Origin of the sequence: Citrobacter sp. On2M, from assembly GCF_018035235.1 — a bacterium.
In the GTDB taxonomy this organism is placed as follows: domain Bacteria; phylum Pseudomonadota; class Gammaproteobacteria; order Enterobacterales; family Enterobacteriaceae; genus Citrobacter; species Citrobacter meridianamericanus.
Genome location: NZ_WPCV01000002.1, coordinates 1,334,348 through 1,360,881 on the forward strand (window position 1 = coordinate 1,334,348; position 26,534 = coordinate 1,360,881).

Consider the following 26,534-nt stretch of genomic DNA (forward strand, 5'->3'; position numbering starts at 1 on the left):
GGTATATTAACTATGGATAAAAGCGTAACTAGTTGAATTTTATGAAGTGGAAATATTGTGGATATACCAGTGAGGAAAGTTAAGTTATTGAAAATATTACTAATGAAATCGGTCTCGAAAACCGGAGTAGGGGTAACTCTACCGGGGGTTCAAATCCCCCTCTCTCCGCCACTACTTACCAGTAACTGGCTGTTTTTAATGGTTTCTATCTAAAATTTTCTTCCTCAGTCTTTCACTCGATATACCCTTCCGAATAACTATCTGCCATATCTTGTTGGTATATTTTGAACAAACTGACCGTCGAATACGTTATCACTTACCCAGCGTTCCCGGTAGGAAATTACCACTATGTCCTTCATTTTGTGAGCTAAGTCGTATGACATTGAAGTACGTCGGCTCGACTTATTAGTACCAGCCCTGGGGATGACTGGGTCGATACTTTCTCATGGAGTTACATGATTATTTCTTTTCTGCCAGCCAAGCGTTCAGTTTTCCTTCGAATGTATCGCTAACCGACCAAACGTGACCATCAGGGCGCTGTAGTACAGTGAAACCGTTGTCACTCAGAAGATGGAGATATTCTTCATCATGCCAGGCTGGGCTTGCCATGCCCTGACGTTTCACTTCATCAAAGGTATGTACTTCAACCAGCAGTTTACCGCCAGGCATTAGCCAGCGACGAGTTTTATGCGATCTGTGGAGGAGATAATCGTACTGATATTCATAAAATCCTTCTCACTATGTATTAAATCATTTTTCGTGGAAATGCTTGGGAACAATCGATATTTTTCGCCCTGGAAATGTCCAGTTCGCCTTAGTTGGGTTAGGCAACAGATACGAATGTATCCTCGGAACTCAATAATCCTCTGGAATGAAATTTGTGATCTGAATTGAAAATTCTCTCCAGTATACATGCCAAATGAAAACGATGGTTCATTTAATGCTTTCTTGATTAGGTGGTTAGGGACATCCTAATTACTATATTGGCGCACTAGCGTGATGTTACATTGATGTGAATGCAATGCTGTTGAGTAATTGATATATCGCGCATGTCTAATTTATCGTGATTTTAATCACAATAACTTTAACTGCTAATAGACAAAAAATCGCCATACTATAATGATGTTGTCATGTTTAATAAGAGTTGATATCTAATGATTAGCTTATTTAATACATATCTGACTTCTAAGTGGTTCAACATCGACACGATGATTGTCAATCATCGCCCTTAAGTTTTACTCCTTCCTATTCATACAATGTGAACAGAAACTTTTTTCTGTTTTTGTATGCCTTGAATAATTCATAATTTATTTGCTGCATAATCTTGTTATACCTGGTTTACGTGTAGGTTTAGGCGTAGATAACGGGTGTAGAGATGTGTGGATAAAATTTATATGGGTTGTTCATCAATATTTAAAATGCTTCAGTAATTCAGGCCTATGAGTTACTGCAGGCGTGGTATGTGTATATCTAATACAGGAAATATTCCATGAATAACTTTAAACATTTACCAGAACCATTCCGTATTCGTGTTATTGAACCCGTAAAACGTACAACGCGGGAGCACCGTGAAAATGCGATTATTAATTCCGGAATGAACCCATTCCTTCTTGATAGTGAAGATGTGTTTATTGATTTATTGACAGATAGCGGTACTGGCGCTGTTACCCAAAATATGCAAGCAGCAATGCTAAGGGGAGATGAAGCATACAGCGGAAGCCGCAGTTACTATGCACTTGCAGATGCGGTTAAGAATATTTTTGGATATCAATATACTATTCCGACTCACCAGGGCCGTGGTGCTGAGCAGATTTATATCCCTGTGTTAATCCGTAAGCGTGAGCAAGAAAAGGGATTGGACAGAAGTAAAATGGTTGTGTTCTCAAACTACTTCTTCGATACAACTCAGGGACACAGTCAAATTAATGGCTGTACTGTCCGAAATGTTTATATCAAAGAAGCATTTGATACTGCAGTCCGTTGTGATTTCAAAGGGGATTTCGACCTGGATAAACTGGAAGAAGGTATCCAGGAGGTAGGCCCAAATAATGTTCCTTATATTGTGGCTACGATAACGTGTAACTCTGCCGGTGGTCAGCCGGTTTCACTGGCAAACCTGAAAGCAACATATCAGCTGGCGAAAAAATACGATATTCCAGTGGTGATGGATTCCGCTCGATTTGCAGAGAACGCATATTTCATTCAGCAAAGGGAAACAGCTTATAAGGACTGGAGCATCGAGGAGATTACACGCGAAACCTATAAATATGCGGATATGCTGGCTATGTCAGCGAAGAAAGATGCGATGGTGCCAATGGGGGGGCTGCTCTGTATTAAAGATGACAGCTATTTTGATGTCTATACCGAATGCCGGACGCTTTGTGTGGTGCAGGAGGGATTCCCTACCTATGGTGGTTTGGAAGGCGGAGCAATGGAACGTCTGGCCGTCGGTCTAACTGATGGCATGAACCAGGATTGGCTGGCCTATCGTATTGCACAGATTCAGTATCTGGTTGATGGTCTTGAAGCTATTGGTGTGACCTGTCAGCAAGCTGGTGGACATGCGGCATTCGTGGATGCTGGAAAATTATTACCGCATATTCCTGCTGAACAATTCCCGGCACAGGCGCTGGCATGCGAACTTTATAAAGTCGCTGGCATTCGCGCTGTAGAGATTGGTTCATTTTTACTCGGCAGGGATCCTAAAACGGGAGTTCAGTTACCGTGTCCGGCTGAGTTGTTACGTTTAACCATTCCGCGTGCGACATATACGCAATCGCATATGGATTTCATTATTGAAGCCTTTAGTCATGTGAAAGAAAATGCCAAAAATATTAAAGGATTAACTTTTACATATGAACCTAAAGTTCTACGTCACTTTACTGCTCGATTGAAAGAAATCTGATAGTCAATAATTGACCATGAATGGCTATATCTCATAGCTATTCATGGTTCACATTTTTATAAGATTAATATGATAGTGAATAAATACAACTGATGAAAAGAGGCTCGTATGGAAGAAAATTCCAATTCAAAGCATTCATCCTTTTGGGGGATTATGGTGATTGCTGGCACCGTAATAGGTGGAGGGATGTTTGCATTACCCGTTGATCTCGCCGGCGCTTGGTTTTTCTGGGGGGCATTTATATTAATAATATCCTGGTTTTCAATGTTGCACTCAGGATTGCTACTTCTGGAAGCCAATTTAAATTATCCTGTCGGTTCCAGTTTTAACACAATTACAAAAGATTTAATTGGTAATAAATGGAATGTGATTAGCGGTGCGACAGTTGCCTTTGTTTTATATATATTGACTTATGCATATATTTCAGCAAATGGAGCTATTATTAGTGAAACGATATCTATGCATTCTGATGGTCATGTTAACCCACGAATCATTGGTGTTTGTACCGCGCTGTTTGTAGCAACTGTATTATGGTTTAGCTCATTGGCTGCAAGTCGGATTACATCATTATTTCTTGGGATTAAAATTCTTGCTTTCGTGATTGTTTTTGGTTCGCTTTTCTTTCAGGTCGATTACTCAATTTTAAGTGGGGTAAGTGGAGTAAACGAAGAAAGTCGCTCGTTTTTTCCTTATATATTTATGGCCATTCCGGTATGCCTGGCATCCTTCGGTTTTCATGGTAATATCCCCAGCCTAATCATCTGCTACGGAAAGAAAAAAGATAAATTGATAAAAAGTGTTGTGCTGGGATCTTTTCTGGCATTGGTTGTTTATTTGTTTTGGCTATATTGTACGATGGGTAACATCCCTCGTGAGAGTTTTAAAGGTATAATTGCTTCTGGCGGTAATGTCGATGCTTTGGTGGGGTCCTTTTTGGGAACTAATCAGAGTGGCGTGATTGAGTTCTGTTTACTCGTTTTCTCTAATTTGGCCGTGGCCAGTTCTTTCTTCGGCGTTACATTAGGACTATTTGACTTTCTTGCCGATCTGTTCAAATTCGACAATTCCCATTCTGGACGATTTAAAACAGTAATGCTGACGTTTTTGCCGCCAACGGTGCTTTACCTGTTATTCCCTAACGGATTTATCTATGGGATCGGTGGGGCAGGATTATGTGCAACGATCTGGGCTGTTATTATTCCGGCCGTGCTGGCCTTGAAATCAAGGCAAAAGTTTCCGAATCAGATGTTTACTGTATGGGGAGGGCGGATTATCCCCGCCGTAGTTATTATTTTTGGTATCGTCGTGATCTTCTGTTGGTTTGGTAATGTACTGAATATTTTACCAAAACTGGTGTGAGTGATAACGGACAAGAATCTTAATTTTTAGTGAAACTGCTCAGTTTTGCCCTCGGGCATCAATATTGATCCGTATTTCCTTCAGGTAAACAGTATCAATGGATAGCAAAATGATAAAGAGGATGAAAAGGATTTTGCCAGGCGTAGCTTTTCTGCTTGCAGCGCCTTCGGTGGTAGCCTCCGAGGGAAACGGACCGGGTATTTATCCCGATGGTCTGGAAAACTATATGTCAGGGTTTCTTCCTGCCGAAGGAATACATACCCTGTTGTACGGAGGCAGCGCACGGTATGACCACGTGCGTGACAGCAAAGGTCATGATATTTCAGGGCCGGGCTTCAGTATGAACGTCAATATCCTAGCGCCGCGTATTATTTGGGTTACGGAACAGCGCCTCCTGGGGGGACAGTTGGCGTTTCATTCCATCCTGCCATTGCTCGATATCACGGCTAAATCATATGGGCGGAAATATACCCGCCAGGGTTTGGGAGACATCACACTGGGGCCTGCATTAGGTTTTCATCCCTTGCGTGACCTTCATTATGTGCTGGGCGTTGATGTATTTGCACCAACAGGTAATTACAGCCAGTCTGATCCCGCCAGCCTGGGGCGAAACTACTGGGCTGTGCAACCTGTATGGGCAATTAGCTATATTCCGCAACAAGGTGTTAATGCGGATATCAAAATGATGTATGACTTTAATCGACGTAATCAGGAGAGTCATACGAAGTCAGGCCAGGCTTTTCATGCCGATTATGCATTAGGATGGGCAGTGGGAAATGGTTGGGTGTTTGGCATTGGTGGGTACACATTTATACAGACCACCAATGACAACGGACCGAATTCAGCGCCGGCTAAAGCGCGGGCCTTTTCTCTTGGTCCTTCTATTCGTTATGCCAATGACAAGGGCTGGCTGATGACGTTGAAATGGCAGAAAGAAATGGATGTGCGTAACCGACCTGAAGGCTCCCAGCTATATCTTAAGGCTTCTGTCCCACTCTAAAAATGTAAAAAGCCCGCTTCAGAAGAAACGGGCTTGCTTGTCTGTGCAGCAATTAGAACTGGTAGACTAAACCAACGGCAACGATGTCGTCAGTCGCGATACCATTGCTTTCATAGAAGCTGTCGTCTTCGTCCAGCAGGTTGATTTTGTAATCAACGTAGGTGGACATGTTTTTGTTGAAGTAGTAAGTCATACCCACATCAACATATTTGACCAGGTCTTTATCGGTGTAGCGTGGGGTGCCATTGCTATGGTGATCCCAGCCACCTAAGTCGACACCTTTAGATTGCAGGAATGCAACGGATGGACGCAGACCAAAGTCAAACTGGTATTGTGCAACAACTTCGAAGTTCTGCGTTTTGTTGGCGATACCGCCTTTGTCATCACCATAAGCGGTCATATTGCGGGTTTCGGCATACATTGCAGCCAGGTACACGTTGTTAGCGTCATATTTCGCGCCAACAGTCCAGGCATCCGCTGTATCTCCGCCTGCGTATTTATTGGCATAGCTACGATCGCCACGGCCAGCAGAAACTTGCTCGTTAGTACGATCAGAACTCGAGTACGCTGCGCCGAGGCTTAAACCGAAGTCAAAGTCATAGGAGGTAGACATACCGAAACCGTCGCCGTTTTCTTTCGCCAGTTTGCGGTTTTCGCTATTACCAGAACCTTCCTGACCTACGCTGCTACCTTCATTATTACCCTGATACTGCAAAGCAAAGTTCAGGCCATCAACCTGACCAAAGAAACCTTTGTTACGATAGGTAGCCACGCCGTTGGTACGACCCAGCATATACACGTCGGTCTGAGTGTAAGTATCACCGCCGAATTCTGGCAGCATATCGGTCCAGGCTTCAACGTCGTAAACGACGCCATAGTTACGACCGTAATCGAAGGTGCCGTTTTCAGCAAAGCCTAAGCCTGCGAAAGCCAGACGAGTCCAGGAGTCGCCTTTGTCGCCTTCGGTGCCGTTAGCCTGAATGTTATATTCCCACTGACCGTAGCCAGTCAGCATATCGTTGATCTGTGTTTCGCCCTTAAAACCCACACGCGCATAGGTCATGTCACCGTCGCTGCCAGCATCGTCAGAGAAATAACGCAGACCATCGACTTTTCCGTACAGATCCAGTTTATTGCCGTTTTTATTATAGATTTCAGCCGCATTTGCTGCGCCTGCAGCTAATAAAGCAGGGAGAAGCAGTGCCAGTACTTTTCTTTTCATTATGTATTCCCTTTATTTAATAATTAAAATGAATATGTAGTGATGTCCTGAAAACTACATTTCGATACTATCCATGAAGTTCATTTAATTTAAAATATAACATGTAACAATTATATTTTAAATATTTCAGAATGTTTCAATTTGGGTGTTTTAAATCATTTCCATATATACTTATCGTTTTCATTCAACGTATAAATGTATATTTATCAACTAGTTTATGCTTTTTGGTTTTAGTATTTGCTATGTGTATTGTATGTGTTTTTATTATTGCTGCTCGTGGTTTCTTGATGATTTATTATCAATACCACATGCAGAAGTTATAAATTGATATTCGTTATAAATATTATTTAATAATTGAATTTTGCTATAAAAGAGGGCGGACAGTGGTTCGGAGTAAAAATTGTTGCTAAGGTGGTTTTCTTTATGTAAAGGGAGAGAGCATGGAACTCCACGACTGGCAGTCGCGATTTGAAACCTGGCTACGTGAAAACCATTCAGAGCACGACGCTGCCCACGACATCTTTCACTTTCGCCGGGTGTGGACGACGGCACAAAAGCTGAACACAGATACGGCCGTTGACTGGCTGGTGGTGTTGACGGCGTGCTACTTCCATGATCTCGTCAGTTTGCCGAAGAACCATCCCGATCGTCATCGTTCGTCGGTACTGGCAGCTCAGGAAACGCGTGGGGTTTTGATGCGCGATTTCCCTGATTTTCCACAACAACGGCTATTTGCCGTGTGTCATGCTATTGAGGCACACAGTTTCAGCGCCAAAATCGTACCAGAAACCCCTGAAGCCAAAATTGTGCAGGATGCAGACCGGCTGGAGGCGCTGGGCGCGATTGGTTTAGCGCGGGTATTTGCCGTGTCCGGCGCATTAGGCGTGGCGTTATTTGATGCGGAAGATCCACTGGCCCGGCAACGTGGCCTCGATGATAAACAGTACGCGCTCGATCACTTCCAGACCAAATTATTAACGTTGCCGCTGACGATGCAAACCGAAAAGGGGCGGCGTTTGGCGCAGCATAATGCTGACTTCTTGCTGACGTACATGGCGAAGCTGAGTGCGGAGTTAAAAGGAGAATATGAAAAGCTGGATCTTGAAGCGATTCAACCCTTTATCGCGCGTTAGTCGTCAGTACAGCCGCCACGTCAACCGCGCTATTTTATGTTAATCTGTCAGTTATCTATTTCGGTCGGTTAAATGTATGCAGGATAATTTTTCAGTAGCAGGCTCCATGAACCCAATGACAGATGATAACGAGGCCGCCGCACAGGTGATTTTGGCGAAGTTGCTTGAAATATATGACGTGAAAACGCTGGTTGCTCATCTGAATGGTGTTGGTGAGAATCGCTGGAGTCCGGCCATCTTTAAACGCGTTGTTGCCAATGAAACGTGGCATCGGTTGAGCGACGCTGAGCTGGCTCATCTGAACGCTATGCTGCCGACACCGCCCGCGCATCATCCCCATTATGCTTTTCGCTTTATCGATCTTTTTGCTGGTATTGGCGGAATTCGTCGCGGTTTTGAAGCGATTGGCGGGCAGTGCGTCTTTACCAGCGAGTGGAACAAGCATGCGGTGCGCACCTATAAAGCGAATCACTACTGTGATCCTCAACAGCACCACTTTAATGAAGATATTCGTGATATTACGCTCAGCCATCATGATGGGGTGAGCGACCAACAGGCGGCGGAGCATATTCGTCAGCATGTTCCGCAGCATGACGTGTTGCTGGCGGGTTTCCCTTGTCAGCCATTCTCTCTCGCTGGTGTATCCAAGAAAAACGCGTTAGGACGAGCTCATGGCTTCGCCTGCGATACGCAAGGTACACTATTTTTTGATGTGGTACGTATCATTGATGCGCGTCGACCAGCGATATTTGTGCTCGAAAACGTCAAAAACCTGAAGAGTCACGACCAGGGAAAAACGTTTCGTATCATTATGCAAACCCTGGATGAACTGGGTTATGACGTGGCGGATGCGCACGATAACGGTCCGGATGATCCGAAGATTATCGATGGGCAACATTTTTTGCCACAGCACCGTGAACGGATTGTGCTCGTCGGTTTTCGCCGCGAACTGAATTTGAAATCAGACTTCACGCTGCGCGATATTGTCTCCCGTTATCCACAGCGGCGTACTACGCTGGCGGAGCTGCTTGAGCCAACCGTCGAGGCGAAATATGTGCTGACGCCGGTGCTGTGGAAATATCTCTATCGCTATGCGAAAAAGCATCAGGCGCGGGGGAATGGATTCGGCTATGGTATGGTGTATCCTGGCAATCCCCATAGTGTAACGCGCACATTATCGGCGCGTTATTATAAGGATGGCGCCGAGATCCTTATTGACCGCGGTTGGGACATGGCACTGGGGGAAAAGGATTTTGATGACCCGCAGAATCAGCAACACCGCCCGCGCAGGCTCACGCCCAGAGAGTGCGCGCGCCTGATGGGATTTGAATCCCCCCAGGGCTATCAGTTCAGGATCCCTGTGTCGGATACCCAGGCTTATCGCCAGTTTGGTAATTCGGTGGTCGTCCCGGCATTTGCGGCAGTTGCTAGGCTGCTGGAGCCAAAAATCAAACAAGCGGTTACCCTTCGCGAGAAAGAGAACCTGCATGGCAGACGTTCACGATAAGGCAACGCGTAGTAAAAATATGCGGGCGATTGCCACCCGTGATACCGCAATTGAAAAACGCCTTGCCAGTGTGCTGACAGAGCAGGGGGTAACGTTTCGCGTGCAAGATGCGACGTTACCCGGTCGCCCTGATTTCGTGGTGGATGAGTATCGTTGTGTTCTCTTTACCCACGGCTGTTTCTGGCATCATCACCACTGCTATTTATTCAAAGTCCCCGCTACACGAACGACGTTCTGGCTGGAAAAAATAGGCAAAAATGTCCAGCGTGACGCGCGGGATTGCGAAAAGCTGCAGGCTCTGGGCTGGCGAGTACTGATTGTCTGGGAGTGCGCCCTGCGCGGGCGCGAAAAGCTGAGGGATGAAGCATTGTCCGAACGTGTCGTCGAGTGGATCTGCGGCGGTGGCGCCAGCGCGCAGATCGACACGCTTGGTATTCATTTACTGTAACGTCTTCTCCGATGGAGTCACAATGGCGTCCGCTTTAGCAGGGAACAGGTATTTACCGAGTGTGACCAGTACCACCGCAAACACGATCACCCCAAGCGCCAGCCATTCGATGAGCGCCAGACTTTCTCCTCCCAGACCGGTACCCAACAGTACGGCGACCACCGGATTCACGTAGGCATAGCTGGTGGCGAGTGCCGGACTGACGTTGCGGATCAGGTACATATAGGCATTAATGGCAATAATAGAGCCAAACAGGGCCAGATAGGCTACCGCCATAAAGCCTGAAAACGTCGGCATAGTGGTCAATTTTTCCCCGGAAAGTAGTGAGGCGCACATCAACACGAGACCGGCGGCGAGCATTTCTATGGATCCTGCCATCATGCCAACGGGCAGGGTTATGCGTGAGCCGTACACTGAACCAAACGCCCAACTCATTGAGCCAATCAGGATTAAAACAGCGCCCCATGGATTACCGCTCAAATTGCCGCCGCTGTTCAGCATGATGATCCCGGCGAGACCAATAGCTATCCCTATCCATTCCAGTTTGCGTGTTTTGATGCCAAAAAAGTGACTAAAGCACAGCGTAAACAGCGGGACGGTGGCGACCACTACGGCGGCAATACCGGAAGGAACATTTTGATGTTCTGCAACGGTAACCAGCCCATTACCCACGGCCAACAGCAGGATACCAATTAACGCGGCGTTCAGGAGCTGGCGCAGAGGCGGTAGCTTGTGTCCGCGAAGAAGTAAAAAAAGTGTTAATAACACTCCGGCAGAGAGAAAACGCACGCCGGCCATCATCAACGGCGGCCAGCTTTCAACGCCAATACGAATAACGAAGTACGTGGAACCCCAAATGATGTACAGCGCGAATAGCGCACTGAAAAGCGGTAACAATTGCCTGAAACGCATAATCCCTCACGGTGGAAATAAAAAGGTGCAACATAGTAAACGTCAAAACTATCGTGCTGGCGAGATTTATAATTACGTACTGATGTTAAAAAAATGTTGACCAGAAAGGTCAGTTTCAGCATTGCGTGTTTTACTTCATACTTATGGCTGCAAAAAAATAATATTGAGGATTAAAACTTTGGCAGGAAGTAGCTTACTGACCTTACTCGATGATATCGCCACGCTGCTGGATGATATTTCAGTCATGGGAAAACTGGCCGCGAAAAAAACGGCGGGTGTATTGGGGGATGACCTGTCGCTTAACGCGCAGCAGGTCTCAGGCGTGCGGGCGAACCGTGAACTCCCGGTAGTCTGGAGCGTGGCAAAAGGATCATTTATTAACAAAGTTATCCTTGTGCCATTGGCGCTATTGATAAGCGCCTTCATTCCGTGGGCGATCACCCCTTTATTAATGGTTGGCGGGGCGTTTCTCTGTTTTGAAGGGGCAGAAAAAATTCTCCATACCTTGCAAGCGCGTAAGCACAAAGAGACTCCAGAGGAGCGCCAGCAGCGTCTGACAACGTTGGCGGCGCAGGATCCTCTCACCTTTGAAAAAGATAAAATCAAAGGGGCGATACGTACCGATTTTATCTTATCTGCCGAGATTGTCGCGATTACGCTGGGTATCGTCGCGGATGCGCCACTGCTGAATCAGGTGTTGGTGTTATCAGGCATCGCGTTAGTCGTAACCGTGGGGGTATACGGCCTGGTTGGGATTATCGTTAAGCTCGATGATATTGGCTACTGGCTGGCAGAAAAACGTAGCGCGCTTGCCCAGTCGCTGGGGAAAGGATTGCTGGTGGTCGCTCCCTGGCTGATGAAAACCCTCTCTGTGGTGGGTACGCTGGCGATGTTTTTGGTCGGTGGTGGAATCGTGGTACACGGGATATCACCGTTGCATCATGCGATTGAACATTTTTCCCAACAGCAAAGTGCATTGATTGCGCTAATGCTTCCGACCCTGCTGAATCTGGTGCTCGGTTTTATCATTGGCGGGGTCGTGGTGCTGCTGGTGAAAGCCGTCGCCAGACTACGCGGAGTTTCGCACTAATTGTCGCAGAGATGATTACGCAAAACGCCTCTTTGTCGTCTAAGGTGTAAAGGTTTCTCTTGATACAGGAGGCAGGTATGGTCTTTTCTGTCAGTGAGGAAGTCACCTCCAAAGAGGGGGGCCCACGCATGATCGTTACCGGGTATGCCAGCGGAATGGTGGAATGTCGCTGGTACGACGGCTTTGGCGTCAAACGGGAAGCATTCCGTGAAGATGAACTGGTGTCGGGTGAGCGAAGATCGCTCTGCCAGGATGCCTGAACACCTGGCTTGAAGATAACCTGGTGAACTCTCAACCATTAGTTATATTTATCATTTCGGTGAGAATTATTTACTTGTCAGGCAAAAAAATTGCAGATAAGGTTTGTTTCACATCAGATTTCCTGGTGTAACGAATTTTCAAGTGCTTCTTGCATAAGCAAGCTTGATCCCGACCCGATAAGGGCCGGGATTTTTTTCGCCCTCAGTCAGCGATTGATCTCCGACACGCTAAAATCATGGATATCAAGCTCGAACGCGTCGGCAAGTTCATGCCATGTATGGTAATCACGCCCATCGACGCTGACGCGTTCCGGGTCATCCTGACTACGATGAATCTCACTCTCGCAGATTTCGTTGATTGCCTTCAGCAGCGCGTCCACATCGACGCTGACTTCACGTTTGGCCGTATCGCTGTACTCTTTCGCGGTTTTCATCCTCATACCTCTCAACCGTTAAGGATACCGGGGGAGCGTATCCCAACATCAGATACGCACAACTTAAGTATAGACCGTCGATAAAACCCGCAATCGCACGAGCCGGGCGCTGCCAGAAAAAGGAAATTGTTCTACACTGGCACAAAGCCACAGGAGGAAAACGATGAAGGTGAATGATCGGGTTACAGTCAAAACGGACGGCGGTCCTCGTCGACCGGGCGTGGTACTGGCTATTGAAGAATTTAGTGAAGGCACCATGTACCTCGTTTCGCTGGAAGACTACCCGCTCGGTATCTGGTTCTTTAATGAGTCAGGTCATCAGGATGGTATCTTTGTGGAAAAAGTGGAGTGAGGTGAGTTCAGCTTTTTGATTCTGACTGGTGGAGTCGCCACCAGTCAGAACGTCTTAGCGCATATTCACAAAGATACCATTGGTAACGTTATCTGTGAGTCTCACAACGTGATAGATCACTTGCTTATTATGCGTCTTTATCTTTCGTTTTATATTCCCCTTATGGGATGACACGGTTTTGGCTTTGATATTCATTTGATCTGATATCTGTATTGTTCCCTGGCCCTCCATCCACATGCGTAGCATACTGGATTCGGTGCGGCTTAATGACAAGGTCGGCAGATTTACATCAATGACAATATCCACTTCCTTTTTCAGAATATCGCCAAGGAGTTCATCCAGTGAATCTGGTTTAATCGACTTAGAACTGATCAATAAGTTTTTTCTTACTAATAAATATTCATCAAAATGCACATTGGCAATTGCCATAAACACAATAAATAATGTGCCGGGATGCTGATTAATGATTTGCTTTATTTGCTGGCTGTTAGCAGGATCGTGGATAAAGCAGTCCTCATTAATAAACACCACAGCGGGTTGCTGAGAGACACAGGCGAGGCTGAGCTCATCAACGCTGGAAATGTTGTTGATTTCCCTTTTTTTCACTCCCCGACTCACCAGATATCCGGTCAACCCTAGCCGGGTGTAACTGCATAAATCCATAATAATCGTTGACATGGCATACCCTCACTCAATGCGTAACGATAATTCCCCTTACCTGATTATTTCATCACAACTAAACGGAATAATAACGACCTAAGATGACGCTTTCGCTGTTTTTCAGGCGAAATTACTATCCCGTAAAGTTGCGTATAATTTGCCAGGAAACATCTTAAAGTAAAGTAAATGTTGCTTTATGTGAGTGAGACAAAAACAAATAAGCCGCGACAGGTATATCCTGGTGGATGTTGTTGCTTTTTAAATTTAGGATAATCCTTAGTAAACAGGATAAAAATTAAGGGTTATTATTTCCCGGGCATTTCGCTGACAATATCAGCCAACAAATTAAAAATCTCGCTGAATAATCGCTCGCAGAACGGCGCAATTAATGGCATCAGGGCCGCCATTAATGAAATACCCACGGCAAGGGTGAGTGGAAAACCGATGACGAAAATCGACAGCTGCGGTGCCATGCGATTCAACAAGCCGAGTGCAAGGTTGAGTGTGAGTAGCAGCGTCATTATCGGCAGTGCCAACATGAGTCCGTTGAGGAAAATCAGGCTACCCGCACGCGCCAGCGCGAGAAAGGCATTACTGTTCACCGGATTACCGCCGATGGGCAACGTATGAAAGGTATCGACCAACAGCGAAATCAGCCACAAATGGCCGTTAAAGGTCAGGAACAACAGCATCGCGAGCATGTCGATCAGTCGCGCCAGGACCGGCATATTCAGACGGCTACCAGGGTCGAAGAATGTTGCAAATGAGAGGCCCATTTGCAGACCAATTAATTCCCCGGCGGTGCGCACTGCAGCAAACGCAAACTGCATGGTAAAGCCTAAGGCGATGCCGATGAGGATCTGTTGCATTGCTTGCCATAACGCTTCAACAGAAAAGATAGGGACATCTACCGGGGGAATCGACGGGGCGATAACGACGGTTATCATCAATCCCAGCCCCAGTTTTACCCGTTTGGGGATGGCGCGCTCGCTGAGAATAGGAGCCGTCGAGATGAGTGCCAGGATGCGCAGCAAAGGCCAGAAGTAAAGATTCAGCCAGTGGAGCCACTCAACGCTGGTCACCTGCAACATAATGTCATCTACCCGATGATATAAGGGATATTGCTGAACAGCGTACGCACGTAGTCGAGCAGCAGGTTAAGCATCCACGGGCCGGCAACGATGATGGCAATAAAAACCGCGACAATTTTGGGAATGAAGGACAGCGTCATTTCGTTAATCTGGGTCGCAGCCTGCAGAATACTAATGATTAGACCCGTGACGAGGGCGACCAACAGTAAAGGTGCGGCAAGGGCCAGGGCGACTTTCATCGCCTCTGTGCCCATCATCATGACCGATTCAGGAGTCATTTCGCGCCTCTAACTGTAAAAGCTTTGTGCCAGCGAGCCGACAAGCAGCTGCCAGCCGTCCACCAGTACAAACAACATCAGCTTGAACGGCAGCGCGATCGTGGCGGGTGGAACCATCATCATCCCGAGCGCCATCAGCACGCTGGCGATAACCAGGTCGATAATCAGAAACGGAATAAAAATGGTAAAGCCTATCTGGAATGCCGTTTTCAGCTCGCTGGTGACATAGGCCGGAAGCAAAATCCGCATCGGTACGGCTTCTGGTCCCTGTAGTGGACCGCTGTTTGCCAGACGGGCGAACAGCGCCAGGTCTGCTTCACGGGTTTGTCGCAGCATAAACTCACGCAGCGGTTGCGCGCCTTTCTCCATGGCTTCCTGCATGGAGATCTTCTCTTCGCTGAAGGGCTGATATGCATCGACGTAGATTTTGTCGATTACCGGCGACATGATGAAAAAGGTCAAAAATAGCGCCAGCCCGAGTAGCACCTGGTTTGGCGGCGCAGAGGGTGTTCCAAGCGCATTTCGTAGCAGGCCGAAAACAATGATGATGCGAGTGAAGCTGGTCATCATCAGCAAAATGGCGGGCAAGAATGTCAGCGAGGTGATAAACACCAGCGTTTGCACTGGCAAAGACCAGCTTTGTCCGCCGCCCGGCAGCGGCTGGCTAACCAGGCCTGGGAGCTCGGCGAGGGCAACGGGGCTGAAAAGCCATAAGCCTGCCAGCGTGAGGAATAACAAACGGCGCATCAGGGTCTCCCGGGACGCTTGAGCAAACTTTTCATCATGGCCTGGAAATCCGCGGGGGAGGCCGTTTTTTCTTCTGCATCGGCAGGGACCGGGGGCAGGGTGTGCAGGACGTTAATTTGCGAGGCGGTTACGCCCAGCACCAGCCGTGCATCTTCAACCTCAACAATCACCACGCGCTCACGCGGGCCCAGTGAGGTACTCGCCGCAACTTTCAGTCCGCGCGTACCGGCGCTTTTGGGAGCAAATCCCAGACGTTTAATGGCCCAGGCCGCAGCCAGGATCAATACGATAATCCCGAGCAGCGCACCGCTGACCTGCATCAGCGGTGAGCCGGGGACGGCGGCTGGCTGAGAAACTGTCGCCTGGGTATTCATGATTAACGGCTCAGACGGCGCATACGTTCAGAGGGGGTAATAATGTCGGTGATACGTACGCCGTATTTATCCGCGACGACTACCACTTCACCCTGAGCAATCAGATAGCCGTTGATCAGAATATCCAATGGTTCGCCAGCCAGACCATCCAATGCGACGACCGAACCCTGCGTCAGGCGCAGCAGCTCTTTGATGGTCATACGGGTACGGCCTAATTCGACGGTTAGTTTGACCGGAATGTCCATGATCAGGTCGATGTCCTGCAAGGCACCGCTGACGTCGCCGCCACCTAACTGCTGGAATACCGCATCAGCCGCACTTTTGGTAGGCGTGGTTTTTTGCTCGTTTAATGCGTCAGCCCACAGATCGTCCAATGCGCCAGTGTTCTCATCGGACGGATTATTCATATCACTCATTTGGGCTGTTCCTCATTCAGCGAATTCAAAATCGGGTTTATCAGATGTTCTACGCGTAACGCATACTGACCGTTCACAGTGCCATACTGGCTGGTCAGTACAGGCACGCCGTCCACATGAGCAATAATGCGGTCGGGTTTTTCAATCGGCAGTACATCGCCGGGTTTTAGTTTTAAAATCTGGGATAGCCGCAGCGGAATGTCGGCAAAGTTTGCCACCAGCTCCAGCTCAGAATGCTGAACCTGACGCACCAGATTATTGCGCCAGTTCTGATCTTCATTTCGCGAGTTTTCCAGCGGTGGGTTCACCAGCAGCTCGCGCAACGGTTCAATCATGCTGAATGGCAGACAGATGTTAAATTCACCGGTCAGATTACCAATCTCAACGTGGAATGGGGTATTCACCACAATGTCATTTGGCGAGGTGGTGATATTGGTAAATTTCACCTGCATCTCCGAACGAACGTATTCCACTTCCAGCGGATTGATGGCCTTCCAGGCATCGCTGTAGCCTTCCAACGCCAGCTTCAACATGCGGTTGATGACGCGCTGTTCGGTATGGGTAAATTCACGACCTTCCACTTTGGTCGGGAAGCGGCCATCGCCGCCAAACAGGTTGTCTACAGCGATAAATACCAGACTCGGAGAGAACACCACCAGACCCGTACCGCGCAGTGGCTTCAGGTGGATTAAGTTCAGGTTGGTCGGAACGGGTAAATTACGCGCAAATTCGTGGTAGGGCTGGATACGGATCGCACCCACGGTAATATCCGGGCTGCGGCGTAACAGGTTAAATAATCCCATACGGAACTGGCGCGCGAAGCGTTCGTTAATGATCTCCAGCGCCTGTAAACGCTCACGTACCACGCGGCGCTGGGTGTTGGGATCATAAGGACGAATATCGCTTTCTTTTGCGATACCGGAAATGGGTTCGTCTTTAGTCTCGCTATCGCCGTTAAGCAATGCGTCGATTTCAGCCTGAGAAAGAATACTGTCGCCCATGTCTTTACCGCAGAATAAAAGCTGTATAAAGAACGTCGGTGACAACCTGTTTGGGTTGTCCAACAACGAGCGGAGTCGCGAGCGTCTCTTTGATGGCGGCAATCAACTGTTGCTTACCTTCTTCAGTGGCAAGCGTGGCTGCGTTCTGACGAGAGAACAGCAGCAGCAAACGGCTGCGTACTTCTGGCAGATATTCGTTCAGACGTGAACGCGTCGCCTCGTCTTTCATGCGCAACGTGATACCGATATACAGCACTCGGTCCGCATCACCCAAATTGACGGTAAAAGTGTCCAGCGCGAAGAACACCGGGGCAGGCGGTGGAGCCGGTTCCGCTTTGACGCTGGCGGACGGCTGCTGCTGCATGCGCCAGTAGCTATACCCCGCAGTTGCGCAGGCGGCGAGGGTAATTAATACCAGCAGAGGGATCCAAATAGCGCGTTTACTTTTTTTGTTAATCGCGGAGTCAGTCATCAGATACGGGCTTCCTGTTTCGGTACAGCTTATGGGCTGATTATCCCGTGTCCTGTCCACGACAAAGCGTGGAAAAGACGCGGATAATCATGCTACCTCTGGCGTTAGGCGAAGATGTCTACAGCTCCATCACCACGTGCTGCGGCTTGCAGTGAGGCAGGCGTTGCCAGTACGGCGTCATCTTCAGCGGCAAAAATATCTTGTCCCTGGGCGCGACCCGCCTGCTGTTGCTGCCCGGAAGATTGCTGATTGCCAGCAAAACTTTCGCTGCTGATATTGCTTTGTCCAAGCTGGATCCCGCTTTCAGCCAGTTGAGTTCGCAGCATTGGTAACGCAGCTTCCAGCGCTGCGCGCACGTGACTGTGCGGCGAAACCATTTGCAGCTGAGCGAGGTTATCATCCAGTTTGAGGGAAATATGCACCTGGCCCAGGTCCTGCGGATGCAAGCGCAGTTCTGCGCTTTGCTGACCCTGGCGCGTGAACAGCGTAACGTGCTGACTTAGTGCTTGCTGCCATTCGTGGCTTCCCAATGGCGCGCTAAGCACCGGTGCGGCTGTCGGTAACGGTTGTGCATGGGGCTGCGGGCCGCTTAACGGCGCCGCCGTCACGCCAATGCTGGTCGGTGAAGGGGTGCTTTCAATTTCTGCTCGGGTCGCCGCCGCTGCCGTCAGCGGGGTTAGCGTCGGAGTGTTGGTCTGATCTACGCTACCACCAGGTGCCGCATTATTCGCTTTGCCTTTTTTGGCATCACCGGGCAGCAAATCGCCCGCGTTATCAGCGATAGCGCCATGTGCCGTGCCGCGTGTTAACGTTGAAAGCGTCGCATCAACAGGTACAGGCGTGCTGTCAACGGCTGGTGTGGTCAGCGGTTGGCCTGGCAGCATAGCGAACAGCGCGCTCAGGTTGGCGAGATCGTCATCGCTCAGCGAGGTGTTTTTTTCATCCTGCTGAGTCACTTTACCCAATGTTGTCATAGCATTCGCTTTCAGCGATGGCGTGAGGGCTGACAACAGTTGCTGGGCGTCAGTCATGTCGGCAAGGGATGCATCGCTATGTATCTCTTTTTGCGCCAGCAGTTCACTTAACTTGAGCGACGGTGTTGGGTCACCATTTTTTTGTAACAACCCTTTTTGCAGTTTGCTGCCTGCCGCCTGTAAATCGGCCAGCGACAGCGGGGCGGCTTTACCTTGTGCGTCGCCCACACCTAATGCGCCAGCCAGTATCGCTAAAAAATCCTCGGGTGAATCTACCGCTTTGCCTGACTGAAGACCTGCGGCTACATCGGTGTCGGTAGTAATCAGTTGGGGTAAAGTAATCATTCGGGTTTCCTCATAGCTGCGCGCTGAGCAAATTCATCCATCTTTTTCTGATCCAGGCGGTTTTCGGCCAGTAATGCCGCCGAAGTTTGTCTGTCCTGCAGTGTCTGCCACGCCTGTAAACGTTGTTTTTTGTCGCGCCAACTGTTCAATGCCTGGTCTACTTTCTGCGTCCATTGATTGAGCTGTTGGCGATGTTGCTCAATCGCTTTTTCCAGCGTCTGAATAAATTGTTGGTAATTGATCCAGCGATTGCTGGTAATACCCTGGCCCATGTCGCTGTTCAGATTGTTGCGATACTCATGCTGATAATCGATCAGCATTTTCAACTGCTCTTCCGCCTGCTGACAGCCACGACGCATCTCTCCCAATAAGACAGCGGCGTCATCTACCTCTTTTTCAGCCAGGTCTTTCAATGTTGCTAATGCACCATGTTGTGCCATGACCTATGCTCTCCTGCTTAATCACACACCAGGGAAAATCAGTTCTAAAGCCTGCAGAGAATCTTCCCAGTCAGCTCTTTCAAAAATACCTTGCTGTAAGAATGCTTCCAGTTGTGGCCATAAGGCGATGGCTTTATCCAGCATCGGATCGCTGCCTTTGGCATACGCGCCCACGCTGACCAGATCGCGGTTGCGTTGGAAGCTGGATAACAGCTGTTTAAAGTTACGCACCCGCGCATAGTGTTGTTCACTAATGAGCGCGGTCATGGCGCGACTAATAGAAGCCTCAATATCAATAGCCGGATAGTGGCCCGCCTCAGCCAGATGACGGGACAAGACGATGTGGCCGTCCAGAATCGCGCGCGCGGAATCGGCAATCGGATCCTGCTGGTCGTCGCCTTCAGTCAGTACCGTATAAAATGCGGTGACTGAACCGCCGCCGTGAATGCCGTTCCCGGCACGTTCGACCAGCGCCGGTAATTTAGCGAATACCGAGGGTGGATAACCTTTCGTTGCCGGTGGTTCGCCGATCGCCAACGCGATCTCACGTTGCGCCATCGCATAACGGGTGAGGGAATCCATAATCAGCAATACGTGCTGTCCGCGATCGCGAAAATCTTCGGCGATACGCGTGGCATAAGCCGCGCCTTGCATACGTAACAGCGGCGAAACGTCTGCCGGAGCGGCAATCACCACCGAGCGTGCGCGACCGTCAGCGCCGAGAATATTTTCAATAAAATCTTTAACTTCGCGACCGCGCTCGCCAATCAGACCGACGACGATAACATCGGCCTGGGTATAGCGCGCCATCATGCCGAGCAGGACGCTTTTACCGACGCCGGAACCTGCGAAAAGACCCATACGCTGACCGCGTCCGACGGTTAACAATGCGTTGATAGGGCGTACGCCAGTATCCAGAACGTGTTCAATCGCGGTGCGTTGCAGGGGGTTAAACGGCGGTGTAATCAATGCCCCCGTTTCGGTGGTGTCCGGGGCGGGCAGGCCGTCGAGCGGTTTTCCGCTGCCGTCAAGCACACGCCCGAGCAGAGCAGGGCCAAGCGGTAATTGCTTCCCGCTTTGCAGACCTTCCCCGGCAATGTTCTTTGCATACACGCGTGCGCCGGGCAGAACGCCTTCGACCTCTTCGAGCGGCATCAGAAACAGACGTTGGCCGTTAAAGCCCACGACTTCACTTTCGACTTCCTGTGTTTCGTTGCCGTCCTGACGTTCAATGACGCAGGTGGCGCCCAGCGGCAACTGTAGACCTGTGGCTTCCAGTACCAGCCCGGTGGCACGAGTCAGGCGACCATAACGGCGTACCGCAGGCAGCAGCGACATTTTCTCTTCGAAGTTGTCCAGCGTATTGAGCCAGCGAGTCAGGCGTGTGGTCATTACACGACTCCTGGCGCTGCCAGACGGCAGAGTTCTTGCCAGCGCGTGGCGACGCTGGCATCCAGGTCGCCCTCGTCGGCGGAGACTTTACAGCCGCCGTGATGCAGCGTCGGGTCGCCGCGAAGTCGCCAGCCGTGCAGACTGAGTGTGGCACCGAGCATTTCTTCCACACGCTGGAGATCGTCGGGATGTACGCGTAGCTGCGGCTTACCGCTAAACAGCGGTTCCTGTTGCAACAGCTGTTGGATTTGCTTAATCAGCGCAGCGTTGTCCACGATTGGCGTCTGACCAATAACCTGACGCGCCGCTTCCAGCGCCATTTGCATCAGGCGTGAGGCAATGACGCTGTCCAGCGCATCCAGGGTATTCTGAAACTCGCTCACCAACTGCTGCATGCGGGCATGGATGGGGGCATGCTGCGCGCGTGCCTGGGCCTGGCCTTGTTCCAGCCCCTGACTCAGCCCCTCCTGATAACCTTGTTCGTGACCCTTTTGGCGACCTTCTGCCAAACCCGCGTTATAACCTTGCTCATGGGCTTGCATTTGCAACTGTGCGAGCTGCTGTTCAAGCTGTTGCTCAGGGGAAAGCTCTGGCTCTTCTGTCTCTTCTGACAGCGGCGTTTCGCTGTGGTCGGCCAGTACGAACTCCGCCATCGGTGGGGCGAGGTCGTCCGGGGTCCAGACTTTCCACGGCAATTCGTTAGACATAAGTATCCTCGCCGCTGCCTATCACCATCTCGCCGGTTTCTGCCAGACGACGCACAATAAGCAGGATTGCTTTCTGTTCGTTTTCCACCTGCGACAAACGCACCGGACCGCGGTTGGCGAGATCGTCGCGCAGAATATCGGCAGCACGTTGCGACATGTTGCGCAGGAACTTCTCGCGTAGCGGCTGTTCGGCACCTTTCAGAGCAATCAGCAGTGATTCGGAATCCACTTCCTGCAGCAGGCGCTGAATACTGCGATCGTCGACGTCCACCAGGTTCTCGAACAGGAACATCTCGTCGATAATTTTCTGCGCCAGTTCGCCGTCGAATTCGCGTACGGCGGTAATAACCGCTTCTTCTTGCTGAGTTTTCATCAGGTTGATAATTTCTGCCGCCGTTCTCACGCCGCCCATTTTGCTGCGTTTGAGATTCTGGCCATCGAGCAGGCCGTTTAGTACCTCGGTCAGTTCTGCCAGCGCGGCAGGCTGGACGCCGCCGAAAGTAGCGATACGCAGCATCACGTCGTGACGTAAACGTTCGTCGAACAGCGCCAGAATATCAGCCGCCTGGCCCCGCTTGAGGTGTACCAGAATGGTGGCGATAATCTGCGGATGCTCGTCGCGGATAAGGTCGGCGGCGCTTTGCGGCTCCATAAAGTTGAGCGTTTCAATACCGCTGGTGGTATCGCGGGTTTCCAGAATGTCTTCCAGCAGGCTGGAGGCGCGTTCTTCGCCCAACGCTTTCACCAGTACGGAGCGCAAATATTCGTTAGCGTTGATATTGAGCGCGGCAAACTGCTCGGCTTCTTGTTCAAACTCGGCCAGTACTTCCGTCAACTGCTTGTTGGAGATCTGGCGTACGTTCGCCATCGCTGTACTGAGCGCCTGAACTTCGCGCGTGGAGAGGTGCTTAAACACCTCCGCCGCGCGATCTTCGCCAATGGTCATCAACAGAATGACGCTTTTGTCGGTACCGGTAAGGGCATTACTCATGATCGTTACTCATCCACTGGCGAATGACCAGCGCCACGACGCGCGGATCGTTATCTGACATTTCACGAATACGTTGGCTCATGACTTCTGCGCCCAGACGCTGGTTCGTACGACGTTGCTGGGTCTGCTCGTCTTTGCTGAGGCGAACTTCTACCGCTTCTTCGGTTTCCTGACGGATACGTGTTTGTTCTTGTATCGCTTTCGCTTCTTCGCTGCGACGGACCAACTGTGGGCGAACAGCCTTACGCCACAGGATCCAGGCCACCAACAGAACCAGCAACCAACGGCCAGCGGACATTAACTGGTCGATAAAGGACTGCTGTTTCCAGAACGGAAGTTCGCCAGCTGAGTCATCAGTCGCCGTGAAGGGAGAGTTCACCACGTTCAGGGTGTCACCACGCTTGTCGGAGAAACCCATCGCCTCGCGGGTCAGATCCTCAATCTGCTTCATCTGCTCGGCGGTCAACGGCAGCGGTTTGCCGTCTGGCAAGGTTTTATAGTTGACGACTACTGCCACCGAGAGACGCTGCACATCGCCAACGTTCATTTTGGTGTGGCGAATCGTACGGTCGACTTCATAGTTGCTGGTTTCATTGCGCTGAGTACTGCGCGGGCCCGCATTATTACTGTTATTCGTCGCTTGCGCGTTTTGCGTATTTTGCGCGTTTTGCTGATTCGCCGGTGGGTTGGCGATTGGCGCAGTATTGGCGGGTGCTGGCTGATTAGACAATGCGCCCGGCACGCCGCCTGGTGCTCCACTACCGATCTGCTCACTGACGTTCAACTGACGAGAACGCAGCACGGCCTGAGACTCATCACCGTTTGGACGGTACTGTTCTTCGGTTTGCTCTTTATTGGCAAAATCAAGCTGCGCGGTGACTTGCGCATGAACATTACCGTTGCCGACAATTGGCGACAGAATCGATTCGATACGACGCTGAACGCGGCCCTCGACGTCGCTGGCGTATTTCAGCTGCGCATCGTTAAGGTCGCGGCTGCTGGTGTTCGACTGGGTTAATAAATGCCCCGCCTGGTCGACCAGCGTAACGTTGCCGGGCGGTAACCCTGCAACAGCGCTGGATACCAGATGCGTGACCGCACTGATCTGACCTTCATCCAGTGCACGACCCGGCTCGAGATTGACGGTGACGGAGGCAGAAGGCGCTTTTTGCTCACGTACAAACAGCGACGGTTTTGGCATTGCCAGATGCACGCGGGCGCGTTTTACCGGTCCCAGTGTTTCGATGGTACGGGCTAATTCACCTTCCAGTGCGCGCTGGTAGTTGACCTGCTCGCTAAACTGGCTGATACCAAACTTTTCCTGATCCAGCAGCTCAAAACCCACCGCGCCGCCTTTGGGCAGGCCTTGCTGCGCCAGACGTAAACGCAGTTCATGGACTTTGTCGGCAGGAACTTCAATCGCGCCGCTTCCCTCAGTGAAACGATAGGGAACGTTCATCTGCGTCAGTTGGGTAACAATTGCGCCACCGTCCTGATCGGAAAGATTGCTGAACAGCGTACGGTAGTCAGGCGCTTTGGCCCACAAAACCATCGCCACGATGATAGCGACGGCAGCGGCTCCCGCCACAATCAGAGGAATTCTGGGATTCGCGCGCAGGCGATTTAACCACTCGAGAGGTTTAAGCTGGGTTGCAGTCGATGCTGTCGCACTCATCTCGCACCTCGTGGCTTATCGTGGACGGCGTTTTTTGCAAAGTGGAACAAGACTCACTCCCGGGTCAGCAAACTCGAAAAATTGACGGTCTCATTATTTGCGGTTTCGAATTTTTCTATGCGTTAAAAACCGTGGTTTTTTATCGTTATTTAACGCCTTTATCTTATTGACTAACTGGTAATCTCAACTACGTAAAAAATCATCCAGGGGATCAGAATGTCGGCAATACAGGGGATTGAAGGGGTTATCAGCCAGCTACAGGCTACGGCGATGTCAGCAAAAATGCAGGATATGCAGCCACAACCGACCGTCAGCTTTGCCGGTCAACTGCATGCGGCGTTAGACAGGATCAGCGATGTGCAAACCGCGTCCCGTGTGCAGGCTGAGAAATTTACCCTCGGTGAACCGGGTATTGCGCTGAATGATGTGATGACCGATATGCAAAAAGCGTCAGTTTCAATGCAAATGGGGATTCAGGTGCGTAACAAACTGGTGTCGGCGTATCAGGAAGTGATGTCCATGCAGGTTTAGGTCATCTAACCTAATGATAGTTATAATTAATACCCATCTGATCCAATCGCGTGGGGCATAGATGGGGCAAACTCACTCAATTTCTGGTTGAGTATGAGTACCTGGTCATGATTGTTTTCTGCCATCCATGATCCGTACACCCGGTAAACCATCTGCGCGTCGGTGTGCCCCATTTGCTTCGCGATGAAGTTTGGGTTGGCACCGGCAGCTAACGACCAGCATGCGTAAGTGTGTCGTGACTGGTATGCTCTGCGATAGCGAACTCCGGCGCGTCGCATTGCCGCCTCCCACGACTGGTTGATCGACCCTACTGCGTAATGATGCCCGGCACGGCCATTACGCGATACTATTTGTGGGTTGAAAACGAATGTGCATGGATGCACATCAGCACGACCGTATTCACGCAGCTTAACCTCAACTTGATACTGCTTGCCCAGCCTGGTCATTTCAGCCTGGTTCTTCAACACATCGATGGCTGGCTGAATCAGGTTTATGATACGGTCCGTTCCGGCCTCAGTTTTTGGAAGGGTGAACTCCTTCGTTAAAGTGTGGTTGCGACGGATCATCATCGTTCCTGCTTTCAGATCGATATCTTCCCATGCCAGCGATACCAGTTCCCCATGCCTAACCCCCGTGTACACTGCCAGCGACCACATGTTTTTCAGTTGTTGATGAGTACATGCGTTAATGAGTCTGACGAACTCCTCTCGTGTGAGTGGATCTGGTTCAGTACGTGACCGTTTAAGCATGGAAATACCGCTAAACGGATTCGCCTTAACATAACCACTGTCAGCAGCGAAGTTAAACATTCCTGACATGGTTCTCATGTAGTTGTTGACAGTTCTGACGGATCTTCCTTTTACTGGTGTCTTCTGTCCTGTCTTCAATACGTGATAGCCAGTTAGCAACTCCTTCCTGATAAAAAGCAGGTCTTCCTGTGTCACCGCAGATACCAGTTTGTCCCCACCAATTCTCGGCACCATGTTGCGCGTTATTGATGAATAGCGCGACATCGCATTGGTGCTGATCTCCATCCGCTTCAACTCAAGCCACTTGTTCGCCAACTCGAGCACAGTGATTTCCTTATTCTCGACTCCGAATTTCTTCAGGTTCGGTGAGTCCGGGAACTGGGCTGCATAGTTGAAGTTACCAGTCTTTATTGCAAAGCAAACTGACGCGCGCAATTCGCCTGCAACCTTCCTGTTTTTTGATGTATCTGGCACGCCGAGGCTTTCACGCACCCGGGTTCCTTTATAGATGAACCATATGCGGAGCGTTCCGCCGTGGTTCTCCACGCCTGTTGGGTATGCTGACTTAGCCATTATTCCCTCCTGACGTCCAAGAGCCTGCTAAGCATAAACGGATCTTCATTGGCGCGCACCAGGCTGTTTCTTTGACATGCTCTCAACCCACTGGTCGACAGCCTTTCTGTTGTACATGCATTCGCTGTTCTTCTTCGGTACACCGTCCGGGGAAACGTGCAGGTATTCCCGTCCGATCATCCAGCAATTTTTGCGGGCCCGCTCGATAGTGCCAGGACGAAGGCCGGTAATCTCGACGAGCTTCTCTTCGGTTACCCAGTCGTTGGGCACGATTAAGGTAATTTCGCTCATGGGTGTCTCCAGGCAAAAAGAACCCGGCACTTTTGGCCGGGCAAAAGGGATAACGTGGCAATGCATTCGCACCCAATAGCCAGCTCATAACTGGCTATCAGTTGCGTCAAACAAAGCATTGTCCGCTGTCACAGAACTGAATCAGGTCCATCTGGGTATTCTTCCCTCCACTAGGTTTAAGCGGGGCCTCAGCTAACGGTACGCC

The 26,534-nt window shown here is 50.0% G+C and carries 29 protein-coding genes, 1 tRNA gene and 1 pseudogene; 11 read left to right on the forward strand and 20 right to left on the reverse strand.

Annotated elements, in window-relative coordinates; all coding sequences use genetic code 11:
* Nucleotides 1–73: 73 nt before the first annotated feature.
* Nucleotides 74–171, forward strand: a tRNA-OTHER gene (locus tag On2M_RS08435).
* 294 nt (nt 172–465) lie between these two features.
* Here the strand turns inward: On2M_RS08435 and On2M_RS08440 are convergent.
* A pseudogene (locus tag On2M_RS08440) lies at nt 466–678 on the reverse strand (SAM-dependent methyltransferase); the annotation flags it as partial.
* Nucleotides 679–1,489: 811 nt separating this feature from the next.
* Between On2M_RS08440 and tnaA the strand changes: the two are divergent.
* The 3 genes from tnaA to On2M_RS08460 all read left to right on the forward strand — a co-directional run bounded on the left by tnaA (nt 1,490) and on the right by On2M_RS08460 (nt 5,264).
* Nucleotides 1,490–2,905 (forward strand): tryptophanase, encoded by a 1,416-nt coding sequence (gene tnaA / locus On2M_RS08450; protein ID WP_151224644.1) that lies wholly within the window; start codon nt 1,490–1,492, stop codon nt 2,903–2,905.
* A 108-nt stretch (nt 2,906–3,013) separates the two neighbouring features.
* A complete protein-coding gene (tnaB, locus tag On2M_RS08455) occupies nt 3,014–4,264 on the forward strand; it encodes a low affinity tryptophan permease TnaB (RefSeq protein WP_187258794.1) in 1,251 nt (416 codons plus the stop codon).
* 97 nt (nt 4,265–4,361) lie between these two features.
* On the forward strand, nt 4,362–5,264 hold the full coding sequence (locus On2M_RS08460) for a transporter (protein WP_210904636.1): 903 nt from the start codon (nt 4,362–4,364) through the stop codon (nt 5,262–5,264).
* A 52-nt stretch (nt 5,265–5,316) separates the two neighbouring features.
* Here On2M_RS08460 and ompC read toward each other — a convergent pair whose 3' ends face one another.
* The gene (gene ompC / locus On2M_RS08465) at nt 5,317–6,486 is read right to left on the reverse strand and encodes a porin OmpC (protein WP_151218919.1); all 1,170 of its coding nucleotides are present in this window, start codon (nt 6,484–6,486) and stop codon (nt 5,317–5,319) included.
* A gap of 440 nt (nt 6,487–6,926) precedes the next feature.
* Between ompC and On2M_RS08470 the strand changes: the two genes are divergently transcribed.
* The 3 genes from On2M_RS08470 (at nt 6,927) to On2M_RS08480 (ending at nt 9,574) form a co-directional block, all read left to right on the forward strand.
* Nucleotides 6,927–7,619 carry a phosphohydrolase gene (locus tag On2M_RS08470; protein WP_210904637.1) on the forward strand — a complete coding sequence of 231 codons (693 nt, stop codon included), beginning with the start codon at nt 6,927–6,929 and terminating at the stop codon, nt 7,617–7,619.
* A 76-nt stretch (nt 7,620–7,695) separates the two neighbouring features.
* Nucleotides 7,696–9,126 carry a DNA cytosine methyltransferase gene (locus tag On2M_RS08475; RefSeq protein ID WP_151218917.1) on the forward strand — a complete coding sequence of 477 codons (1,431 nt, stop codon included), beginning with the start codon at nt 7,696–7,698 and terminating at the stop codon, nt 9,124–9,126.
* Nucleotides 9,107–9,574: a very short patch repair endonuclease gene (locus On2M_RS08480; protein ID WP_210904638.1), complete on the forward strand. Its 468-nt coding sequence runs from the start codon at nt 9,107–9,109 to the stop codon at nt 9,572–9,574. Before On2M_RS08475 ends, On2M_RS08480 begins: the two co-directional genes overlap by 20 nt.
* Here the strand turns inward: On2M_RS08480 and yedA are convergent.
* Nucleotides 9,566–10,486 carry a drug/metabolite exporter YedA gene (gene yedA, locus On2M_RS08485; RefSeq protein ID WP_210904639.1) on the reverse strand — a complete coding sequence of 307 codons (921 nt, stop codon included), beginning with the start codon at nt 10,484–10,486 and terminating at the stop codon, nt 9,566–9,568. The two genes, On2M_RS08480 and yedA, sit on opposite strands and share 9 nt — an antisense overlap.
* 178 nt (nt 10,487–10,664) lie before the next feature.
* Between yedA and On2M_RS08490 the strand changes: the two genes are divergently transcribed.
* A complete protein-coding gene (locus On2M_RS08490) occupies nt 10,665–11,576 on the forward strand; it encodes a DUF808 domain-containing protein (protein WP_210904640.1) in 912 nt (303 codons plus the stop codon).
* Between the two features lie 77 nt (nt 11,577–11,653).
* The gene (locus tag On2M_RS08495) at nt 11,654–11,836 is read left to right on the forward strand and encodes a DUF2158 domain-containing protein (RefSeq protein ID WP_151224641.1); all 183 of its coding nucleotides are present in this window, start codon (nt 11,654–11,656) and stop codon (nt 11,834–11,836) included.
* 206 nt (nt 11,837–12,042) lie between these two features.
* Here the strand turns inward: On2M_RS08495 and yodD are convergent, their stop codons facing one another.
* Nucleotides 12,043–12,270: a YodD family peroxide/acid resistance protein gene (gene yodD / locus On2M_RS08500; protein ID WP_003030417.1), complete on the reverse strand. Its 228-nt coding sequence runs from the start codon at nt 12,268–12,270 to the stop codon at nt 12,043–12,045.
* Nucleotides 12,271–12,433: 163 nt separating this feature from the next.
* Here yodD and dsrB point away from each other — a divergent pair, with 163 nt between their 5' ends.
* Nucleotides 12,434–12,622: a protein DsrB gene (gene dsrB / locus On2M_RS08505; protein WP_003030419.1), complete on the forward strand. Its 189-nt coding sequence runs from the start codon at nt 12,434–12,436 to the stop codon at nt 12,620–12,622.
* A gap of 54 nt (nt 12,623–12,676) precedes the next feature.
* Here dsrB and rcsA read toward each other — a convergent pair whose 3' ends face one another.
* The 14 genes from rcsA to fliF form a co-directional block, all read right to left on the reverse strand.
* Nucleotides 12,677–13,300, reverse strand: a complete 624-nt coding sequence (gene rcsA / locus On2M_RS08510; RefSeq protein ID WP_103771252.1) for a transcriptional regulator RcsA — start codon at nt 13,298–13,300, stop codon at nt 12,677–12,679.
* Between the two features lie 287 nt (nt 13,301–13,587).
* The gene (gene fliR, locus On2M_RS08515; RefSeq protein ID WP_151218915.1) at nt 13,588–14,373 is read right to left on the reverse strand and encodes a flagellar biosynthetic protein FliR; all 786 of its coding nucleotides are present in this window, start codon (nt 14,371–14,373) and stop codon (nt 13,588–13,590) included.
* An 8-nt stretch (nt 14,374–14,381) separates the two neighbouring features.
* Entirely contained in the window at nt 14,382–14,651 is a 270-nt protein-coding gene (fliQ, locus tag On2M_RS08520) for a flagellar biosynthesis protein FliQ (RefSeq protein WP_003030425.1), read from the reverse strand.
* 9 nt (nt 14,652–14,660) lie between these two features.
* The gene (gene fliP, locus On2M_RS08525; RefSeq protein WP_151218914.1) at nt 14,661–15,398 is read right to left on the reverse strand and encodes a flagellar type III secretion system pore protein FliP; all 738 of its coding nucleotides are present in this window, start codon (nt 15,396–15,398) and stop codon (nt 14,661–14,663) included.
* Nucleotides 15,398–15,775, reverse strand: a complete 378-nt coding sequence (gene fliO, locus On2M_RS08530) for a flagellar biosynthetic protein FliO (protein ID WP_210904665.1) — start codon at nt 15,773–15,775, stop codon at nt 15,398–15,400. Before fliO ends, fliP begins: the two co-directional genes overlap by 1 nt.
* Entirely contained in the window at nt 15,775–16,188 is a 414-nt protein-coding gene (fliN, locus tag On2M_RS08535) for a flagellar motor switch protein FliN (protein ID WP_003030433.1), read from the reverse strand. The genes fliO and fliN overlap by 1 nt, the downstream gene beginning before the upstream one ends.
* On the reverse strand, nt 16,185–17,189 hold the full coding sequence (fliM, locus tag On2M_RS08540) for a flagellar motor switch protein FliM (RefSeq protein ID WP_048218013.1): 1,005 nt from the start codon (nt 17,187–17,189) through the stop codon (nt 16,185–16,187). Before fliM ends, fliN begins: the two co-directional genes overlap by 4 nt.
* A 4-nt stretch (nt 17,190–17,193) precedes the next feature.
* Entirely contained in the window at nt 17,194–17,661 is a 468-nt protein-coding gene (gene fliL, locus On2M_RS08545) for a flagellar basal body-associated protein FliL (protein ID WP_016153493.1), read from the reverse strand.
* 104 nt (nt 17,662–17,765) lie between these two features.
* Nucleotides 17,766–18,980: a flagellar hook length control protein FliK gene (fliK, locus tag On2M_RS08550; protein ID WP_210904641.1), complete on the reverse strand. Its 1,215-nt coding sequence runs from the start codon at nt 18,978–18,980 to the stop codon at nt 17,766–17,768.
* A complete protein-coding gene (gene fliJ / locus On2M_RS08555) occupies nt 18,977–19,420 on the reverse strand; it encodes a flagellar export protein FliJ (RefSeq protein WP_016153491.1) in 444 nt (147 codons plus the stop codon). The genes fliK and fliJ overlap by 4 nt, the downstream gene beginning before the upstream one ends.
* 21 nt (nt 19,421–19,441) lie before the next feature.
* Nucleotides 19,442–20,812: a flagellar protein export ATPase FliI gene (gene fliI / locus On2M_RS08560; protein ID WP_047410431.1), complete on the reverse strand. Its 1,371-nt coding sequence runs from the start codon at nt 20,810–20,812 to the stop codon at nt 19,442–19,444.
* On the reverse strand, nt 20,812–21,519 hold the full coding sequence (fliH, locus tag On2M_RS08565) for a flagellar assembly protein FliH (RefSeq protein ID WP_151218912.1): 708 nt from the start codon (nt 21,517–21,519) through the stop codon (nt 20,812–20,814). The genes fliI and fliH overlap by 1 nt, the downstream gene beginning before the upstream one ends.
* The gene (gene fliG, locus On2M_RS08570; RefSeq protein WP_003030443.1) at nt 21,512–22,510 is read right to left on the reverse strand and encodes a flagellar motor switch protein FliG; all 999 of its coding nucleotides are present in this window, start codon (nt 22,508–22,510) and stop codon (nt 21,512–21,514) included. Before fliG ends, fliH begins: the two co-directional genes overlap by 8 nt.
* Nucleotides 22,503–24,185, reverse strand: coding sequence for a flagellar basal-body MS-ring/collar protein FliF (gene fliF, locus On2M_RS08575; RefSeq protein WP_210904642.1), 1,683 nt, complete (start codon nt 24,183–24,185; stop codon nt 22,503–22,505). The genes fliG and fliF overlap by 8 nt, the downstream gene beginning before the upstream one ends.
* 216 nt (nt 24,186–24,401) lie before the next feature.
* On the opposite strand from fliF, the gene fliE reads away from it, so the two are divergent.
* Nucleotides 24,402–24,716, forward strand: coding sequence for a flagellar hook-basal body complex protein FliE (gene fliE, locus On2M_RS08580; RefSeq protein ID WP_071696982.1), 315 nt, complete (start codon nt 24,402–24,404; stop codon nt 24,714–24,716).
* A gap of 26 nt (nt 24,717–24,742) precedes the next feature.
* Here fliE and On2M_RS08585 read toward each other — a convergent pair whose 3' ends face one another.
* Together On2M_RS08585 and xisR are read right to left on the reverse strand one after the other, a co-directional pair.
* Nucleotides 24,743–26,038 carry a site-specific integrase gene (locus On2M_RS08585; protein WP_210904643.1) on the reverse strand — a complete coding sequence of 432 codons (1,296 nt, stop codon included), beginning with the start codon at nt 26,036–26,038 and terminating at the stop codon, nt 24,743–24,745.
* 45 nt (nt 26,039–26,083) lie between these two features.
* Nucleotides 26,084–26,329, reverse strand: coding sequence for an excisionase family protein (xisR, locus tag On2M_RS08590; RefSeq protein WP_210904644.1), 246 nt, complete (start codon nt 26,327–26,329; stop codon nt 26,084–26,086).
* Nucleotides 26,330–26,534 lie beyond the last annotated feature (205 nt).

Coding starts and splice junctions, on each gene's coding strand:
- fliI (WP_047410431.1), bottom strand. CDS start 20,812: ATGACCACACGCCTGACTCGCTGGCTCAATACGCTGGACAACTTCGAA.
- fliN (WP_003030433.1), bottom strand. CDS start 16,188: ATGAGTGATATGAATAATCCGTCCGATGAGAACACTGGCGCATTGGAC.
- fliR (WP_151218915.1), bottom strand. CDS start 14,373: ATGTTGCAGGTGACCAGCGTTGAGTGGCTCCACTGGCTGAATCTTTAC.
- fliK (WP_210904641.1), bottom strand. CDS start 18,980: ATGATTACTTTACCCCAACTGATTACTACCGACACCGATGTAGCCGCA.
- On2M_RS08495 (WP_151224641.1), top strand. CDS start 11,654: ATGGTCTTTTCTGTCAGTGAGGAAGTCACCTCCAAAGAGGGGGGCCCA.
- xisR (WP_210904644.1), bottom strand. CDS start 26,329: ATGAGCGAAATTACCTTAATCGTGCCCAACGACTGGGTAACCGAAGAG.
- On2M_RS08470 (WP_210904637.1), top strand. CDS start 6,927: ATGGAACTCCACGACTGGCAGTCGCGATTTGAAACCTGGCTACGTGAA.
- rcsA (WP_103771252.1), bottom strand. CDS start 13,300: ATGTCAACGATTATTATGGATTTATGCAGTTACACCCGGCTAGGGTTG.
- On2M_RS08460 (WP_210904636.1), top strand. CDS start 4,362: ATGGATAGCAAAATGATAAAGAGGATGAAAAGGATTTTGCCAGGCGTA.
- tnaA (WP_151224644.1), top strand. CDS start 1,490: ATGAATAACTTTAAACATTTACCAGAACCATTCCGTATTCGTGTTATT.
- tnaB (WP_187258794.1), top strand. CDS start 3,014: ATGGAAGAAAATTCCAATTCAAAGCATTCATCCTTTTGGGGGATTATG.
- dsrB (WP_003030419.1), top strand. CDS start 12,434: ATGAAGGTGAATGATCGGGTTACAGTCAAAACGGACGGCGGTCCTCGT.
- On2M_RS08475 (WP_151218917.1), top strand. CDS start 7,696: ATGCAGGATAATTTTTCAGTAGCAGGCTCCATGAACCCAATGACAGAT.
- fliE (WP_071696982.1), top strand. CDS start 24,402: ATGTCGGCAATACAGGGGATTGAAGGGGTTATCAGCCAGCTACAGGCT.
- On2M_RS08585 (WP_210904643.1), bottom strand. CDS start 26,038: ATGGCTAAGTCAGCATACCCAACAGGCGTGGAGAACCACGGCGGAACG.
- ompC (WP_151218919.1), bottom strand. CDS start 6,486: ATGAAAAGAAAAGTACTGGCACTGCTTCTCCCTGCTTTATTAGCTGCA.
- fliM (WP_048218013.1), bottom strand. CDS start 17,189: ATGGGCGACAGTATTCTTTCTCAGGCTGAAATCGACGCATTGCTTAAC.
- fliH (WP_151218912.1), bottom strand. CDS start 21,519: ATGTCTAACGAATTGCCGTGGAAAGTCTGGACCCCGGACGACCTCGCC.
- yedA (WP_210904639.1), bottom strand. CDS start 10,486: ATGCGTTTCAGGCAATTGTTACCGCTTTTCAGTGCGCTATTCGCGCTG.
- fliQ (WP_003030425.1), bottom strand. CDS start 14,651: ATGACTCCTGAATCGGTCATGATGATGGGCACAGAGGCGATGAAAGTC.
- fliG (WP_003030443.1), bottom strand. CDS start 22,510: ATGAGTAATGCCCTTACCGGTACCGACAAAAGCGTCATTCTGTTGATG.
- fliF (WP_210904642.1), bottom strand. CDS start 24,185: ATGAGTGCGACAGCATCGACTGCAACCCAGCTTAAACCTCTCGAGTGG.
- yodD (WP_003030417.1), bottom strand. CDS start 12,270: ATGAAAACCGCGAAAGAGTACAGCGATACGGCCAAACGTGAAGTCAGC.
- fliP (WP_151218914.1), bottom strand. CDS start 15,398: ATGCGCCGTTTGTTATTCCTCACGCTGGCAGGCTTATGGCTTTTCAGC.
- fliL (WP_016153493.1), bottom strand. CDS start 17,661: ATGACTGACTCCGCGATTAACAAAAAAAGTAAACGCGCTATTTGGATC.
- On2M_RS08480 (WP_210904638.1), top strand. CDS start 9,107: ATGGCAGACGTTCACGATAAGGCAACGCGTAGTAAAAATATGCGGGCG.
- fliJ (WP_016153491.1), bottom strand. CDS start 19,420: ATGGCACAACATGGTGCATTAGCAACATTGAAAGACCTGGCTGAAAAA.